At 55.5% G+C, this 16,770-nt stretch carries 14 protein-coding genes and 1 riboswitch; of the genes, 9 read left to right on the top strand and 5 right to left on the bottom strand.

Annotation, left to right across the window (positions count from 1 at the left end; all coding sequences use genetic code 11):
* Positions 1-178: 178 nt before the first annotated feature.
* The 5 genes from LGV68_RS01965 to LGV68_RS01945 all read right to left on the bottom strand — a co-directional run bounded on the left by LGV68_RS01965 (position 179) and on the right by LGV68_RS01945 (position 7,720).
* Positions 179-2,266: a TonB-dependent siderophore receptor gene (locus LGV68_RS01965; protein WP_252536718.1), complete on the bottom strand. Its 2,088-nt coding sequence runs from the start codon at positions 2,264-2,266 to the stop codon at positions 179-181.
* Positions 2,267-2,430: 164 nt separating this feature from the next.
* Positions 2,431-3,300 (bottom strand): helix-turn-helix domain-containing protein, encoded by an 870-nt coding sequence (locus LGV68_RS01960; RefSeq protein ID WP_024373186.1) that lies wholly within the window; start codon positions 3,298-3,300, stop codon positions 2,431-2,433.
* Between the two features lie 194 nt (positions 3,301-3,494).
* Positions 3,495-5,030, bottom strand: coding sequence for a multidrug efflux MFS transporter permease subunit VceB (vceB, locus tag LGV68_RS01955; protein WP_020330091.1), 1,536 nt, complete (start codon positions 5,028-5,030; stop codon positions 3,495-3,497).
* A 9-nt stretch (positions 5,031-5,039) separates the two neighbouring features.
* The gene (locus LGV68_RS01950; RefSeq protein WP_158150761.1) at positions 5,040-6,239 is read right to left on the bottom strand and encodes an HlyD family secretion protein; all 1,200 of its coding nucleotides are present in this window, start codon (positions 6,237-6,239) and stop codon (positions 5,040-5,042) included.
* 26 nt (positions 6,240-6,265) lie between these two features.
* Positions 6,266-7,720 (bottom strand): AdeC/AdeK/OprM family multidrug efflux complex outer membrane factor, encoded by a 1,455-nt coding sequence (locus tag LGV68_RS01945; protein WP_143682927.1) that lies wholly within the window; start codon positions 7,718-7,720, stop codon positions 6,266-6,268.
* A gap of 105 nt (positions 7,721-7,825) precedes the next feature.
* On the opposite strand from LGV68_RS01945, the gene LGV68_RS01940 reads away from it, so the two are divergent.
* The 9 genes from LGV68_RS01940 to LGV68_RS01900 all read left to right on the top strand — a co-directional run bounded on the left by LGV68_RS01940 (position 7,826) and on the right by LGV68_RS01900 (position 16,692).
* Positions 7,826-8,425 carry a TetR/AcrR family transcriptional regulator gene (locus tag LGV68_RS01940; RefSeq protein WP_020330088.1) on the top strand — a complete coding sequence of 200 codons (600 nt, stop codon included), beginning with the start codon at positions 7,826-7,828 and terminating at the stop codon, positions 8,423-8,425.
* A gap of 135 nt (positions 8,426-8,560) precedes the next feature.
* A complete protein-coding gene (locus LGV68_RS01935; protein ID WP_252536143.1) occupies positions 8,561-10,120 on the top strand; it encodes an ABC transporter substrate-binding protein in 1,560 nt (519 codons plus the stop codon).
* Positions 10,113-11,066 carry an ABC transporter permease gene (locus LGV68_RS01930; protein WP_014204815.1) on the top strand — a complete coding sequence of 318 codons (954 nt, stop codon included), beginning with the start codon at positions 10,113-10,115 and terminating at the stop codon, positions 11,064-11,066. The genes LGV68_RS01935 and LGV68_RS01930 overlap by 8 nt, the downstream gene beginning before the upstream one ends.
* Positions 11,063-11,851: an ABC transporter permease gene (locus tag LGV68_RS01925; protein WP_222794025.1), complete on the top strand. Its 789-nt coding sequence runs from the start codon at positions 11,063-11,065 to the stop codon at positions 11,849-11,851. Before LGV68_RS01930 ends, LGV68_RS01925 begins: the two co-directional genes overlap by 4 nt.
* On the top strand, positions 11,848-13,230 hold the full coding sequence (locus tag LGV68_RS01920; RefSeq protein ID WP_252536141.1) for an ATP-binding cassette domain-containing protein: 1,383 nt from the start codon (positions 11,848-11,850) through the stop codon (positions 13,228-13,230). Before LGV68_RS01925 ends, LGV68_RS01920 begins: the two co-directional genes overlap by 4 nt.
* Positions 13,231-13,315: 85 nt before the next feature.
* Positions 13,316-13,433, top strand: a riboswitch (TPP riboswitch).
* Between the two features lie 128 nt (positions 13,434-13,561).
* Positions 13,562-14,416, top strand: coding sequence for a bifunctional hydroxymethylpyrimidine kinase/phosphomethylpyrimidine kinase (thiD, locus tag LGV68_RS01915; RefSeq protein ID WP_020428869.1), 855 nt, complete (start codon positions 13,562-13,564; stop codon positions 14,414-14,416).
* Positions 14,413-15,219, top strand: coding sequence for a hydroxyethylthiazole kinase (gene thiM, locus LGV68_RS01910; protein WP_158147341.1), 807 nt, complete (start codon positions 14,413-14,415; stop codon positions 15,217-15,219). The genes thiD and thiM overlap by 4 nt, the downstream gene beginning before the upstream one ends.
* Complete coding sequence (gene thiE, locus LGV68_RS01905) at positions 15,216-15,863, top strand: thiamine phosphate synthase (protein ID WP_055452854.1); 648 nt, start codon at positions 15,216-15,218, stop codon at positions 15,861-15,863. Before thiM ends, thiE begins: the two co-directional genes overlap by 4 nt.
* A 133-nt stretch (positions 15,864-15,996) precedes the next feature.
* Positions 15,997-16,692 (top strand): pirin family protein, encoded by a 696-nt coding sequence (locus tag LGV68_RS01900; RefSeq protein WP_252536136.1) that lies wholly within the window; start codon positions 15,997-15,999, stop codon positions 16,690-16,692.
* Positions 16,693-16,770 lie beyond the last annotated feature (78 nt).

Raw genomic sequence — 16,770 nt, 5'->3', positions numbered from 1 at the left:
GTGACGCTCATTCTTGCGCTCTGCTTTACATCATAGCGTAACTGAATGATGCCAAAGAAAAAGGCAGGTCAAAGCCGACGAATTTTTTTGTCGTGCTCAGCGTAATGGAACGTGGGTTAAGACCGGGTTAACCGAATGCAAGACGCCCGGCCAAAACCGGGCGCTTGAGATTGGCAGATTAGAACTGATAACCGAGTTTCAGCTCGATGGTGCGTTCCGCGCCATACCAGCAGTTCATGTTGTTGTAGCAGGTGTAGTACTCCTGATCGAACAGATTACTGGCGATAAGATCCGCACGCGCCCCTTGCAGACGCTCACTCACGCGGCCGAGATCGTAACCCAGTGACAGGTCAACCACGGTGTAATCCGGCACTTTGCCTTGAGTATTGGTCGCGTCCATGTACATTTCGCCGACATAGCGCGCGCCGCCGCTCACTCTGCTGCCGCCCAACATCCCTTCATCAACTTGGTAAGTGCTCCACAGTGTGGCGCTGTGTTTGGGTACATAAATCGGCGTAGTCCCTTGCAAACCATTGGCGCTGTCTTTGGTCACTTCGACGTCGGCGTAAGTGTAGCTTGCCGCGATGTCCCAGTTTGGTATCAGCCACCAGCGGCCTTGAACTTCCACGCCTTGAGAGAGCACTTCGCCCACCTGAATATCATCCTGATAGTTAGCCGAGCTTGGGTCCGTCACCACTACATTGTTTTTCACAATGTGGTAGAGCGACACGCTGGCCTGCTTGCTCAAGTCCGCCGACTGATATTTCACGCCCACTTCCATCTGCTCGCCCGTTTCCGGCTTGAACGGCTGACCGAACTGACTGTCGGTGCCCGCCACTGGTGAAAAACTGGTGGCGTAGCTGGCAAACGGTGCGAACCCGGAATCAAACTGATACAGCGCGCCAACGCGATAAGAAAACGCGTTATCGTCGGCTTTGGTGCTGTAACCGGACACCACGCTTTCGCTGGTGTAGTGATCGAAACGCCCGCCGGCAATCAGCACCCAGCGATTCCAGCGCAGTTGATCCTGGAAATAACCGCCAAGCTGTTTGATTGCGATATCGTAGTCGTACGCATACTGCGCCGACACTGTGCTGCTATCGAGCAAATTGTTGTTGGGATTGAACAGGTTAAAGCTGTAAAAATCGCTGTCGGTGGTGGCGTAGGTTGTATACAGCGAGTCGCCTTTCAGGCGTTGGTAATCAACACCGAACAGCAGATTGTGTTCCACGCTGCCCCAATTGATCACGCCGGACAGTTGGTTATCGACCACCAAACCGTTGTAACTTTCATCGGTGCTGTAAATGTTGCGCGTCAGTACGACCGTGGTTTCATCAAAACCGCCACTGCTGTGATAGAGGTTTTTCTGGCTCAGCGACGCGTCGGTGTAACGCAGGTTCTGTAAGAACGCCCAGTTGTCGGTGAACTGATGCTGCACTTTATAACCCAGCATCAGAATTTCACGCTCGAATGCGCTCCAGTTGGTGTCGCCAGCATAGGTCGAGGAGGACGTTGAACCGTTGGCGTTGGACGTCACGGTGCCCGACGCGGGCAAGGCCGAGTTCATGCCCATCGACGGATCGTTCTGATAATAGAGGTTAAGATTGATCAGCGTTTTGTCGCTGACTTGCCAGTCGAGTGACGGCGCAATCAAATAGCGCTCTTCCTCAGTGCCATCGACCTGACCGTCCTGTTTGCGCGCTTTGGCAATCAAACGGTAAGAGAGTGCATCGCTCAGCGGCCCGGTGGTATCGAGCGTCACCTGCTGCAAATTGCGCGAACCCGTGGAGGCTGACACCTCGGTACTGCGCTGCTTTTGCGGCGCTTTAGCAATCACATTCACCATGCCGCCCGGAGGCATCGCGCCATACAACACCGATGTTGGCCCTTTGAAGATCTCCAGTTGCTGCATCGCAATCGGGTCAATCTGTGGCTGCAAGTTCCAGCCTTTGAGGTATTGCAGTACCAAGCCGTCGTAATAGCTTTGGTCGACCTGAAAACCACGAATGTAGAAGTTGTCGTACATGGTGACCGAACCGCCTTTGGTTTCCGTCACCACGCCAGGTGCGTAGCGCAGCGCCTGACCAACCGATGTCACGCCGCGCTGCTCAAGCAGTTCGCCGTCAATCACCGTGATACCTTGCGGCGTCTCTTCCGGCGCCAGCGCCGTTTTGGTCGCGGTGTTGCGATAAGTCTGACCTAAAATGGTCACCGTTTCCGTTTCTGAGCCACTTGGCTCATCGGCGGCAACACTGGTGGTGGGCATCAAAAGTGACAGGATCGCCAGCGCGATCGGCGAAAATGTGGTGTGTGGATTCAAATCCATGATGTTTAACTACCCTGCTTTTCTTTTTGTGAGAATAACTATCATTTGTATTTTATGAAAAGTGCAGGTCGAAAAGTTAACAATTTGGAGCATGTTAAGTTTGCTCAGGCAATTTCAACCGGTAGCCAGTATTCCATCTCAGCATTCAAAGCCGTGCCGTCGTAGCCATCGGGGTAACGCTCCAGTTCAAACCCATCCACACCGCGATAGTTCGATTGCGGCAGCCAGTCGAAGATAAACCACGCCAGCGTTTGTGGCAGCAAGGCAATCGGCCCGCGATGTTTCACGACTGCGTAAGTTTGCGCAGGCACCGTCACGCGATCGGCACCCGATACCGGGTGCGCGCTGGTTGCCCAGTAGATCAACGCATGGTCGTTGCCAGAGGCAGCCGTCACGTCAATCACGCCAGTCAGTGGCTGCGTGGCTTGATGCTCAATCAGCGGCGAAAACTGCGCCCACAAACTTGGCACCTGCTCAGCAAAATCGGGCTCTGCAGCCAGCAAGCCACGAATCGGCGTCGCAAGGCCATAAAAGGTTTCCGATTCAGCCGATTCGACCCGCAACTGCATCAGTTGCGGCGCTTGGCTTACCTGAGGTGGGCGCTGCGTGGTTTGCAACGGTTTGCGCAGCCCGGTGCGACGACCGAGCTTGCGATAGTCACGCGGACTTAGCCCAAAATGCTGCCGAAACGCACGGCTAAAGCTGATTTCAGAGCTGAAACCGTTGGCGAGCGCAATATCAATCACCCGCTCTGAGCCGCCAATCAGGTTTTCGGCGGCTTCGCTCAGTTTCAGCTCACGCACGTAGTTAGCCACGGTCAGTCCGGTTTCACTCTGAAATACCCGCTGTAATTGCCAGCGTGACCAACAGCTTTGCTGCGCCAAATCATCCAGCGACAACGGCTGATCCAGATGCGCATGGATGTAGTCCAGCAGTTTGCAAAGGCGATTAAACGATAAAGAAGGACGAGTCATGACAGCAAAACACCTCAAAAACAGAGGGCTTAGTGTCGCACAAACTCGCAGTTAATGAGAAGTATTATCAACTAATAACTCAACAACCGTGAGTTCGATTTAGGTAGGCAAATTAAAAAAGGGGGGCTGAAAGCCAACGAGAGTCCAATTCCTGACAAACAGCCCCGTGGATTAATTCGTTTAATGCATGTTATTTAGTGCGCCGCGGACGGGTCCACCGCGTGTTTCGGTTTCGGCGCAAACCAGATCATGCACGCAGCAACGGCAAAAATTACCGCGATCACAAAGAACAGTTGGTTGGTCGCGACCATCACACTTTGCCCTTGCAGCATCCAGTCCATCGCCGAACGGGTTTGATCGGCGCTCATGCCCGCGTTTTGCATCGCTTGCGTCGCCACACCTGCTTTGTCGGTCAAGCCCGCCAATTCAGCATGCACGTAGCGTGACTCGTGCTCCCAGGAGGTGTTGATCATCGAGGTGGCAAACGCGCCGGATAAAGTACGGATGAAGTTCATCAACCCCGCCGCCGATTCCATCTCATGGACTTTGACACTGCCGAGCGCAATCGCCGTCAGCGGCACAAAGAACAGCGGCATACCAATCCCCTGAACAAACATCGGCCAACTGATTTGCTCAAAGGTCATATCAACCGTGTTGAAACTGCGCATAAAGGTCCAGAAACCGAGCCACATCACGCCGACAAACACAAACGGCCGCGGATCATATTTCGATGACAAGTTGGCGATGATCGGTGCAAGAAACACCGCCAATATGCCCATGGTCGCCGTCGCGTGCCCCGAGATGGTCGCGGTGTAACCCATGTAAATTTGCAGCCACAACGGCGTCAATACCGAGATACTGAAGAAGGCGCCAAACGCCAGTGACAAGGTCACCATGCTCATGGAGTAGCCGCGATGCCGGAACACTTTCAAATCCACCACCGGATTACGCTCGGTCAGCTCCCAAATCAGGAAAGCGACAAAGCCCACCGCGGCAATCACCGCCAGCGTGACAATACGTGACGATTCAAACCAGTCGTGATCTTTACCTTCATCCAACATCAGTTGCAGTGCAGCAACCCACACCACCAGCAGTGCCAAACCGACCTTGTCGATTTTCGAATGGGCAGTTTGAGTTTCAAATTTCTTCAGCAGCTTCCAGCACAAAATCGCCGCCACAATCGCAAAGGGCGTTTTGACGAAGAAGATGTACGGCCAGCTGAACTGGTCACACAGTACGCCGCCCAAAATCGGCCCCATGATCGGCGCCACCAAGGTGGTCATCGACCAGATACCAATCGCCGCGTGGCTCTTGTTTTTGGGGAAGATACGAATCATCAGCGTTTGTGACAGCGGCATCAGCGGACCACCAGCAAAGCCGAGGAACACGCGGAACATCACCAGCATATTCATGCTGGTCGCCATGCCACACAGCAACGAAAACACACCAAACAGCAGAAAACAGGTAACGAAGACGCGAATCGACCCAAAACGCCGCGCAAGCCATCCGGTTAAGGGAACCGAAATCGCTTCAGCCACCGCATACGAGGTGATCACGTACGTGCCCTGACTGGTTGAAGTGCCTAAGCTGCCGGCAATGTTCGAGACCGACACGTTGGCAATCGTGGTATCCAAAATGGCGAGAAAGTTCGCCATCGCCAGACATAGGGCGCCGAGAAACAGCGCCCCACCTGACAAAGGTTTGATCTCATTGTCAGAGGAATGACTCATGGCTTCACCTTAGCCTTGCTCTGACGCTTTCGCTGCGCGGAACTGAGCAATCGCCTGCTCATTGGTGTCAGCGGAAGTATCCACCGTGACGATCATCGACAAGCCCACTTGCAGCGGATGAGACTGCAAATCTTTCGGGTCGAGTTCAATGCGCACCGGCAGACGCTGCACGACTTTGATCCAGTTACCCGTTGCGTTTTGCGCCGGAATCATCGAGAACGCTGAGCCCGTGCCGCCAGAAAATCCTGCGACCACACCGTGATAAGTGACATCGTCACCGTACAGATCGGCGGTCAATGTTACTGGCTGCCCCACTTTCACGTTGCGCAGTTCCACTTCTTTGAAGTTGGCATCGACATAAATGTTGTTCACTGGCACCACGGTCATCAGCGGCATACCGACTTGAACACGGCGGCCCACCTGAACCTGACGCTTGGCGATGATGCCGCTGATTGGCGCGCGAATCACGGTGCGTTCCAGATCGATCTGCGCCTGTTCGTAACGCGCTTTCGCCAACAGCACTTCCGGGTTGTTTTCGACCGTGGTGTTATCGGTCAGCGCGGCATTGGCTTTTTGTGAACCAATAGTCGACAGCTTGGTGGCCTGTGCCTGTGCCATCGCCGCTTTCGCTGCATTCAGGTTGGCCTGCGCTTGTTGGAAACCGGTTTTGGCGTTGGTCAGTTCTTCGCCGGACACCGAACCACTGCGCACCAAGTCTTCACGGCGCGCGAGGTCTATCTTAGCGCGCGCAAAATCGGCCTGCGCGGCTTTCAGTTGTGCCTCGGCACGTTGCTCGCTCGCTTCCTGCGCTTCAACCATCGCAGTCAAACCTTCGTCATTGGCGAGGTAGCTACGTACGCGGCGCGTAGCCAGCGCCAAATCCGCTTCCGCCTGGCTGAGCGCCAAACGCGCATCGGTATCGTCGATTTGCACTAACACGTCGCCTTTATTGACGTATTGGGTATCGACCACGCTCACGCTGGCAATAATGCCACCCACCGCCGGGGTCACTTCGGCAATTTCTGCCGCCGCATAGGCGTTGTCGGTCGACACATAGCGTGAACCGATAAAATGCCAGTAGGCGCCGTAACCGCCACCCGCCAGAATGACTGCGGTGGCCAGTGCCAGAAACCCTTTTTTACGCGACTGCTTGGCTCGCGCAGCATCAAATTCTGTTGTTTCTGTATTGGTATTGTCTGATGAACTCATGGAATAGAAACCTTTTTAAAACCGAATCAAGACTGTGTTGATTGAAAACCGCCGCCCAAAGCATGGATCAGAGCGAGGTCTAAACTGAACGCGCGTGACTGCAAGTTCACCAGCGCTCGTTGGTTATTCAATAGCGACTCTTCTGCCACCAGCACGTCAAGGTAAGTAGCGAGGCCACCCTGATAACGGTTGCTGGCAATCTGCAACGCGCGCTGCGCCTGCTCGACCGCTTCCTCTGTTTTGGCGATGCGCATATCCAATGCCTTGGTGCTGGTCACCACGTCGGCTACGTCATGCAACGCTTGGGTGAGCGTGGCGTTGTATCCGCCGACCGCTTCCTGATAACTCGCCTGTGCCGACGTCAATTGACCGTCCAATCGGCCGCCGGTAAACAGCGGCAAATAGATAGCCGGACCAATACCGCCCGCGTCGTTGCCGCTGTTAAACAGGTTATCGAGACCAAACGCCTGATAGCCGATAAACGCAGACAACGTCACATCCGGATAAAACTGCGCTTCGGCAATGCCCACGCGCTGCGCTGCCGCTTCGGCACGCCAGCGCGCGGCGGTAATGTCGGCGCGATGCCCGAGCAAACCGATACCAGCATCCGTTGGCAATCCGTAACGAGCATTCAGTGCCACCTGGGGTTCCTGAATCGTCAATGCGCGATCCGGCCCTTGACCCGCTAAGGCGGCCAGTGCGTTTTTCTGCAATTGAATCGATTCATTCAGGCCCAGCAATTCCGCTTCAACGCTGGCTGCAATTGCTCTGGCCTGACTGACAGAACCTAAGGTTTCCAGCCCGTTTTCATAACGCTTTTGCAGCAGTTCGACAGTTTTGTTGCGCACATCCAGCGCCGCTTCCACCGTATGTTGGTTAGCATACAGACGCGCCAGTTCGGCATAGGCATTGGCGATAGAGGTAGCGAGCATCAGCCGTGCCGATACCCCTTCGGCTTCCGCCGCTGCCAGCTCAGATGTCGCTGCGGCAACTCCCGCTCGGTTCTTACCCCAAAAGTCAAAGTCATACTGGAAGTTAAGAGTTAGCGAACCGTAGTCATTCCAACCGTGCGGTGGCATTGCCGCCTGATATTGATAACTCACTTTGCTCTCTGTCGCCGACGCAGAAAGCCCGACATTCACCGAACGCGCCGCGCCTGCTTGCTGAGCAATACCTTGCGCATTTTTCATACGCGCCATGGCAATTTGCAACGTTGGTGATTGAGCAAAGGCTTCGTTGATCAATTGATTCAGCTGCGCATCCTGATAACGCTCCCACCAATGATCCGATGGCCAGTCCATCTCGGCATGATTGGCAAAGGTTTGTTGCGATTGAAGGTCGGCCGCATCGGCGACCGTGCCCAGTTCACTGCTGTGATTAGGCGTAGAACAGCCCGCCAGAATCAGCGTGCTGAGTAATGTCATGGAGAAATAAGGGACTGTTTTGCGCACTATCCCTTGGCGTTTGGCACTGCTTTTCACATTTGGAAACCTTATAACTAAACCGTACCGTACAGTTATACTCTTGACAGATTTGGATCGTCAAGAGAAACTTATCCACAATTTTCCACGGGAATAGACGAGTTCATGCGAGTAAAAAGCGAAGAAAAAAGACAGGCCATTTTGGAAATTGCGAAAAATTCCTTTACACAGCAAGGGTTTGAACAAACCTCCATGTCCCATATTGCCAAGGAACTGGGTGGATCCAAAGCGACGCTGTACAACTACTTCAGCTCTAAGGAAGAGATCTTTTGTGCGGTCATGAAGTCTTCAGCGACCGAACAAATTGCTCAATCTTTCCTCTCTCTTGACCCGAATCGTGAAATTCGCACTTCGCTTTTAGAATTTGGTTACAATTTTTTGAGCTCAGTTCTGACGCCGGATGCCATGGCCATTTACCGCATGGCGATTCACGAAGCTGACCGATCATCGATTGGCCGTCACTTTTATGAAAATGGTCCGAAATGTGGTTGGACACACCTGAGCGATTACATCGACAGTCAGGTGAAAAAAGGCACTTTGAAGGCCTGCGATACCTGGATTGCTGCAATGCAGTTCAAAGCATTACTGTCGGCGGAGCACATTGAACCGTTCGCCTTAGGTGCAATTGAAAAACCTAAGCCAGCAGAACTCAAAGCCACCACCCTGCGCGCAGTCGACACCTTCCTGACACTCTATTCCGCCTGATTTTCTCAGCTCAAACCGGCCTGATGCCACGCTCAGGTCGGGACATATTTTCCTGCTAACGTTCAATTTGCACTAGACATGAGAACCATTCTCATGCTGCAATATTGTTATGTTATAACATTTCAGCATGGAATTATGAAAAAGCTATTGATACTCGCTCTGGTGTTGGGCGTGGGCGCGACTCTATTTTGGAAACCTTCTGCCACGACGCACGACACACTCTCTATTTCTGGCCCGTTTGAATTCAACAGTCAGGATCTGTCGAAAGACGGGTTTGTGTTCTCCCGTCTACAAGTGGTGGAATCGTTGGTTGGCATCAACGATGACGCCGAACCTTACCCGCTGTTGGCACAAAGCTGGCAGCAAAGTGATGACGGCCTGAGCTGGACATTCACCCTTCGGCCGAACGTGCAGTTTCACGATGGCACACTGCTGAGCGCGCAGGCGGCAGCGCAGTCGCTTAATATCGCGCTCGCCAAACCGGGCGTGATTCGCCAAGTACCGATTCAGTCGATCAGCGCGCTGAACGATCGCGTGGTCATCACGCTGGATCGCCCTTACCGCGCGCTGCCCTCAGTGCTGGCGCACTACTCCACCGCGATTATCGCGCCAAGCTCGATGGACGCCAGCGGCAAAGTGATTCAATTACAAGGCACCGGGCCTTATCAGATTGCAACCCTGCAAGCGCCGCACAAAGCTAAAGTGACACGCTTTGACGCCTATTGGGGTACGCCTGCCCATATCGAGACGGTGGAATACCTTGCCGGCCATCGCTCAGAAAGCCGCGCCTTGTTGGCACAAAGTGGTCAAGCCGATTTGGTCTACACCCTCGACCCCATCAGCATCAGCACACTGCAAGCGGCAAAAAATATCGACCTGCATGTGGAATCGATGCCGCGCACGGTGTTGGTCAAACTCAACAACGCGCACCCGTTTCTGAATGACAAAACCGTGCGACAGGCACTGAGTTTGGCTCTGGATCGCGAAGGCATCGCGCAATCGGTGCTGCGCCTGCCAGGCTCTGAAGCCTACCAACTGTTTTCGCCCGCGCTGGGTGCATGGCACATCGCGCAGCGCGATCATCAACCCGGTACCGCTCACGTCAACAATCAGCACGCGGACAAGCTGCAACAAGCGAAAGCGTTGCTGAGCGCACAAGGGTGGCATGCCAATGCGCAAGGGCTGTTGCAACGCGACGGCCAGGTGTTTCGCGTGCAGTTGGTGACTTACGCGGACCGCCCGGAGCTGCCGCTCATCGCCACCGCACTGCAAGCCCAATGGCGCGAACTGGGCATCGATGTGCAGATCTCGATTGATAACTCCAGCGCCATTCCAACCAAGCACCACGACAACAGCTTGGAGATGGCACTCATCGCCCGCAACTTCGGCACTTTGGCCGATCCCCTGCCGCTACTGATGAACGATTTTGCGACCGAAAAAGGATCCGACTGGGGGCCGATGCACTGGTCATCCAACACCTTTAGCACGTTGCTCGAACAACTCTCTGGCGAAGCCGACCCGGCGCAGTATCGCCAGTTAGCACAGCAAGCCGCCACGGTACTGGCTGACGAAATGCCACTGATCCCGGTGACCTATTACCGCCAGATTGTCGCGGTCAATCGCCACATCGACGGCTTCTCATTCGACCCGTTTGAAATCAATTACCGCGTGTCGGAGATGCGTTTCCATGACTAAGATTTTGCTATCCCGTTTGTACCAGGCGCTGTTTGTGGCGTGGTCGGTCGGCACGTTGACCTTCGTGTTGATGCGGCTGATTCCGGGCGACATCGCCTACCGCATTGCCGCAGGGCGTTACGGTTATGACTACGTGAACGCCGAAGCTGCGCAAGCGGTGCAGGCAGAATTGGGGCTGGATCGCTCTGGATTTGAGCTGTATTTCAACTGGTTGTGGGACCTGCTGCATTTTAATCTCGGGAATTCTCTGGTCAGCGGTGAGCCGGTGATCGCCGCACTATCGCACCAGTTGGGGCATTCCTTGCTACTGGCTGCGGCCGCGACCGCACTGTCGCTGCTGATCGCCATTCCGGTCGGGCTGTATTGCGGTCGCCGCGCCAATCAGTGGAGCGATCACGCGGCGCTGTTTGGTTCCATCATCATCAAGGCACAGCCGGTGTTTCTGATTGGTTTGCTGTTAGTGTTGGTGTTTGCACTCCATTTCAACCTGTTCCCCGTTGCCGGGTTTGGCAGCGTCGAATATCTGGTGCTGCCTGCATTGGCACTGGCGCTGAGCATGGCTGCGATGTCGAGTCGAATGATTCGCAACGCGACGCATCAGGTACTGAACTCGCCTTATTTTCAATTCGCGCGCTTAAAAGGGCTGAGCCATCAGCAAGCGTTTACCCGTCACGCGCAGCTCAATATTGCACTGCCGGTGATGGCATTTGTCGGCATTCAGGCCGTCAGTTTAGTCGAAGGCATTGTGATGATTGAATCGCTGTTCTCATGGCCGGGCATCGGCCACGCGTTGTCGCACGCGATTTTTCGTCGTGACATTCCCATGATTCAAGGCGCGGCGCTGTTGATGGGACTGCTGTTTGTGGCCATCAACACGCTGGTCGATGTCGCGCAGTACTGGCTCGACCCACGTCAGCGTTTGGCGACCAAGGCGGTGATGGCATGAAACAGTTCTCGCGCAGTCAATGGGCAGGCATGAGCATTCTCGCCGCGTTGGTGGTTTTTGCTGCCTTTGAAGCCCTGATTTACCGCGGCGATCCCGCGCAGCAATCCTTGGCGCAAGCCTTTGCCTCGCCCTCATGGCAAGAGCCGCTGGGACGCGATCATTATGGCCGCAGCAACTACGCCCGCTTAGCGAGCGCCGTGAGCACCTCCCTGCTGATGGCGGTAGTGAGCGTAGTCACCTCGGCCGCTTTGGGTTTGCTGGCTGGCGTGACCGCCGCGTGGAAAGGCGGTTGGTGGGATAAATCGCTCTCGTGGTTGGTCAATATGTTACTCGCCATGCCGGGGCTGATTCTGGTGCTGCTGTTTGGCGCCATGGTGCCGGGCTCGTTTTTGATCCTTTATCTCGCCATCTCGTTGATGTTGTGGGTGGAATATTTCCGCGTCGTGCGTAGCCGCACCTTGAGCTTGTTGCGTTCACCCGAAATCGAAGCCTCGCGTTTGTACGGTTTTGGCGTTTGGTATCAGTTCAAACGCCACCTGTGGCCGGAGCTGCGCGCCGACCTGTTTACCCTCGGCTGCTTTGGCGCTGGCAACGCAATTCTGGCACTGGCCTCCATTGGCTTTTTGTACGTCGGCCTTAAGCCGCCTGCGGCCGAACTCGGTTTGATGATGGTCGAGCTGTTCCGCTATTACCAACAGGCGCCGTGGGTGCTGGTTCAACCGATTGTGGTGGTGTTTTTGTTAGTGATGAGTTTTCACCTGTTGGCACGAGGAAAGCAGGCATGAGTGTGTTATTGAACGTCGAACAGTTGTCGATTCAAGCCGGTGAGCAAACCTTGGTTGAGCCGCTGTCATTTGAGCTTCATCGCGGTGAAGCGGTCACGATTTTGGGCGAAACCGGCTCGGGCAAAAGCCTGATGGCCAACGCCATTATCGGCACCTTGCCGGAAACGCTGATCATGCAGGGCGACGTGACGCTGTTTGGCGACGCGCAGCGCGACCTCAGCCACGACGCTCGCCAACAGTTGTGGGGCAAAAAGCTGGCCGTTTTGCCACAAGAGCCGTGGTACGCCCTGAGCCCATTGATGGCGGTGGGCGAACAGGTGCGCGAAGTGCACGAGGTGGTCAATGGCGATCCCGCGCAAGCGCACACTTATACCCAAGCGGCATTTCAGGGCGTTGAACTGGGTGACGACATGGCGAAATTCCCGCATCAGTTATCCGGCGGGATGGCACAGCGCGTGGCCTATTTGTGCGCGACCCAAGCCGGTGGTGAACTGCTGATTGCCGATGAGCCAACCAAAGGCCTGGACGTCAGCCGCCGCGACCAAATCATCGCGCAGTTGCTGAGCCATAAACAGCGCGGCGCTGTGCTGACCATCACGCACGACATTGAAGTCGCGCAGCAATTGGGCGGCGAAATCATCGTGATGAAAAAAGGCGTGGTACAAGAGCGAGGGCCTGCGCAACAAGTGCTGAGCGCGCCGCAATCGGACTACGCCAAAGCACTGATCGCCGCGGATCCACGTTTCTGGCCAAGCGCATCGCTACCGACAGTTGGTGAGCCGATGCTGCACGTAGAGAACCTGAGTATGCATTACGGCGATCGCACGCTGTTTGCGCAGCTCAATTTTTCCATTGCGCAGGGCGAAATTCTGGGCATCAGCGGAGACAGCGGATGTGGCAAATCCACGCTGGCGGACATTTTGGTCGGCCTCAAACGCGCCACCGGCGGCACGTTGCGGCGCACCACACCGTTTGCGACAGGCGATGTGCTCAAGCTGTATCAGGATCCGCCAAGTGCGCTGCCGAAAAGTGCAACGCTGCACACGCTGCTGAGCGATTTGTGTCAACGCCACACCATCGAACCAACCCGCATTGAGCCGCTGATGGCCAAGCTCAAATTGTCGATGCAGCTGCTGGAACGAAAAGTGACTCAAGTGTCCGGCGGCGAGCTGCAACGCTTTGCAATTTTGCGCGCGTTGCTGATGAAACCCAAACTCTTGATTGCCGATGAACCCACCTCACGCCTCGACCCCGTGACGGCCGCCAGTACATTGCAATTGATGACCACATTGACGCAGGAAATGGGCTGCGCGCTGGTGCTGATCAGCCACGACAAAGTGGCACTGGAGAAAACCTGTCACCACATCATTCGCCTCTAACCTGCCCGTTGCCGCTGATTCCTGCACGTTCAGCGGCAATGTCACACGAGCCTAGCTCCGAGCGCCACACATCTGCTATCATCGACGCCTATAGTCGGGGAGCCACAAGGCTGAGATCGCCCCCACTGCCCTGCGGCAGCGGCGCGAGACCCGTAGAACCTGATTCAGTTAGCACTGACGTAGGGAACTATTTACGTTTCGTGATGCTCCCGCTTTGAAAAGTGGCACTATCACCAAGCGTATGGCTGCCAGCCCGGCAGCCGTTTAGCCACCAGCGGTTGACTTCCACTGTGCTAAACCGGTTCCTGATTGTCGGAGATTAGGAGCCCAAATGCCTCAATCAGACATTCAATGTAACACCCCTATCGTTCTCACTATTGCCGGCTCAGACAGCGGCGGTGGTGCGGGCATTCAAGCCGATATCAAAGCCATTTCTGCCACCGGCAGCTTTGCGTGCAGCGCGATCACCGCCATTACGTCGCAAAATACGCTCGGCGTGTCTGCCATTCTGCCCATTCCTATTGCTCACGTCGAAAGCCAACTGGACGCCGTGTTCAGCGACCTCAACGTCGTCGCCGTCAAAATCGGCATGTTGGCTGACAGCGCCATCATCCAAGCGGTCGCGGGTAAACTGCGCCAATATCAGCCTCAGTTTGTGGTGCTCGATCCGGTCATGGTTGCCACCAGCGGTGATTTGCTGCTGGAAACCGAGGCGATCAGCAGCCTCAAAACCGAGCTGCTGCCGCTGGCGACCGTGATCACCCCCAACTTGCCGGAAGCCGCCGCACTGACCGGCCTGCCGCTGGCCGAAACTGAATCGGATCTGGCCGCACAGTTCGCTGCGCTGCGTGCGCTGCCTTGCCAAGCGGTACTGCTCAAAGGCGGTCATTTGGCGTCGGCCACCCACAGCGATGACTGGCTCATCCGCGCTGGCGATCACCACACTTTTCGCGCCGAGCGAGTTGCCACACGCAATACGCACGGCACCGGATGCACGCTCTCTTCGGCGATTGCTTCATATCTGGCCCAAGGCGTTGCACTGACTGACGCGATTCAATTAGCGAAAACCTACATTTCGCAAGCCATCGCCCATGCCGATGAACTGGATATTGGCCGCGGCCATGGCCCGGTTCACCATTTCTTTGCTTTGAATGCTCAACCAACTTCCGCCCAGGAGATCGCATGAATACACTATTGATCGCTGATACCTTCCGCACTCTGCGTGCCACCAAACCGCTGGTGGTGAATATCACCAACTATGTCGTGATGAACAACAGCGCCAACGCGTTGCTGGCTGCGGGCGCCTCCCCCATCATGGCGCATTCCCGTCAGGAAATGGACGAACTGATGCAGTTTGCCGGCGCGCTGGTGATCAACATTGGCACGTTAGATGAAATCTGGCTGGCACGCATGGAATACGCGATTGAAGCGGCCAACCGCAACCACAAACCTGTGGTGCTGGATCCGGTGGGCTGCGGCGCAAGTCGCCTGCGCACTGACGCATCGCGCAATCTGGCGGCCAAAGCCGATACGCTCATCATTCGCGCCAACGCATCGGAAGTGATGGCCATGGCCGGCGAAGCGGCACAAGGCCAAGGCGTCGACGCGCGCGATTCCAGCCACAGCGCCATTGCTGCCGCCAAAGCCTTGGTGAATCGCTATCAAGCCAATGTGGTGATTTCCGGTCCGCAGGATTTCATCGTCACCGATTCGCACGTGTGCCAGCTCAGCAATGGCGACAAGTTGATGCCGCTGGTGACTGGCATGGGGTGCAGCCTGAGCGCGCTTACGGGTGCCTGTGCCGCTGCAGGCGATCTGACGGGCTTAACGGCCGCCGCAATCATGGGGGTGGCTGGTGAACTGGCTGCACGCCGCGCCAAAGGCCCGGGTAGTCTGCAAATGGAACTGCTCGATGCGTTGCATCAACTCGATGAAGCAACGCTGCTGCAACTGCTGCGTTTTGAAGACGTCAGCGAGGCGATAGCATGACTCCCTACACACTCTATTTGGTCACCGATGACCAGCAAGATCTGAGCACCCTGTGCCATGTGGTCAAACAAGCGATCGCAGGCGGCGTTTCGCTGGTTCAAGTACGCGAAAAACAGGGCGACGTGCGGACTTTTATCGAACGCGCGGCGGCGGTGAAAGCGGTGCTGAGCGGCAGCGGCGTCCCCCTGATCATCAATGACCGCGTTGACGTGGCCTTGGCCGTGGATGCCGACGGCGTACATCTGGGTCAGAGCGACATGCCCGCCACGCTGGCGCGCCAGCTGCTCGGCCCAGATAAGCTGATTGGCCTGTCAGTCGAAAACGAGCAACAATTTGAACAAGCGCAGTCGCTTCCGGTCGATTATCTCGGGCTCAGTGCGATTTTCGCCACGCCAACCAAAACCAATACCGTCAAGCATTGGGGGCTGGATGGTTTGAACTGGGCGATGGCACGCAGCCGTTTGCCCATGGTGGCGATTGGCGGCTTGAATACCAGCAATATCGGGGCTGTCGCTCAAACTGGCGTGCAAGGTATCGCGTTGGTGTCGGCCATCAGTCATGCGCCTGACCCACAACAGGCCGCTCGCGATCTGCGTTTGCTGATCGAACAAAATCGCCCGGCTTCGCTTGTTCGAAATTATTGAATGACCACAACAAGCTGCGCGGCTGTTGACGCCTGTCCGAAAGGGCTAGACTTCGTATCAAGCCGGAGGGAGTCAGCCATTCCCTTCCCCAATATCAAGAACGATTTGGTCCGCCAAGTCGAAGGAGCAGAGCATGATTGAAGTAAGAAAAGCAGAGCAACGCGGCCGCGCAAACTTTGGCTGGTTGGATAGCAAACATACCTTTTCATTTGGTAGCTACTACGATGCGAAGCACATGGGCTTTTCAGATCTGCGCGTGATCAACGACGACAAAGTTACCCCCAGTGCCGGCTTTGAAACCCACGGCCACCGCGACATGGAAATCATCAGCTATGTGCTCAGCGGCACTATCGCGCACAAAGACAGCGCTGGTAACGTCAAAACTTTGCCCGCGGGCGAGTTCCAGTTAATGTCCGCTGGTCGAGGTATTTACCACAGCGAGTTCAACGCCTCCGACACCGAGTCACTGAGCTTTCTGCAAATCTGGATTCAGCCGAACCGCTTTGGCGGTGAACCGGGTTATCAGCAAAAAGACTTTGGTCAACAGCCGGGCCTGACCACCATCGCCACTCCAACCGGTGAAGATGGCACGTTGCACATCAAACAGGATGCGCGCTTGTTGCAACTGATTTTGGAGCCTCATAGCTCGCTGACTTACGACGTGCCGCAAGGTCGCCGCGTGTATGTGCACCAAATCGACAGCGCATTGAGCATCAACCAAGTCGAGCTGAATCCGGGTGATGGCGCAAAAATCGCTGACGAAAGCCAGCTTGTACTGCGCAACGACAGTGACTTGCCAGTGAAAGCCTTGGTGTTCGATTTACCATAAGTAAGTTCAAACCCTATAAACCGCAAGCCATCTGATACCCAAACGCCGCGTGTATGACGCGGCGTTTTTATTGCTTCC

Origin of the sequence: Vibrio sp. LQ2 (assembly GCF_023920125.1) — a bacterium.
GTDB lineage: Bacteria > Pseudomonadota > Gammaproteobacteria > Enterobacterales > Vibrionaceae > Vibrio > Vibrio fluvialis.
The sequence above is the reverse complement of the archived record's forward strand: the minus strand, read 5'-3'. Positions and strand labels throughout refer to the sequence as shown.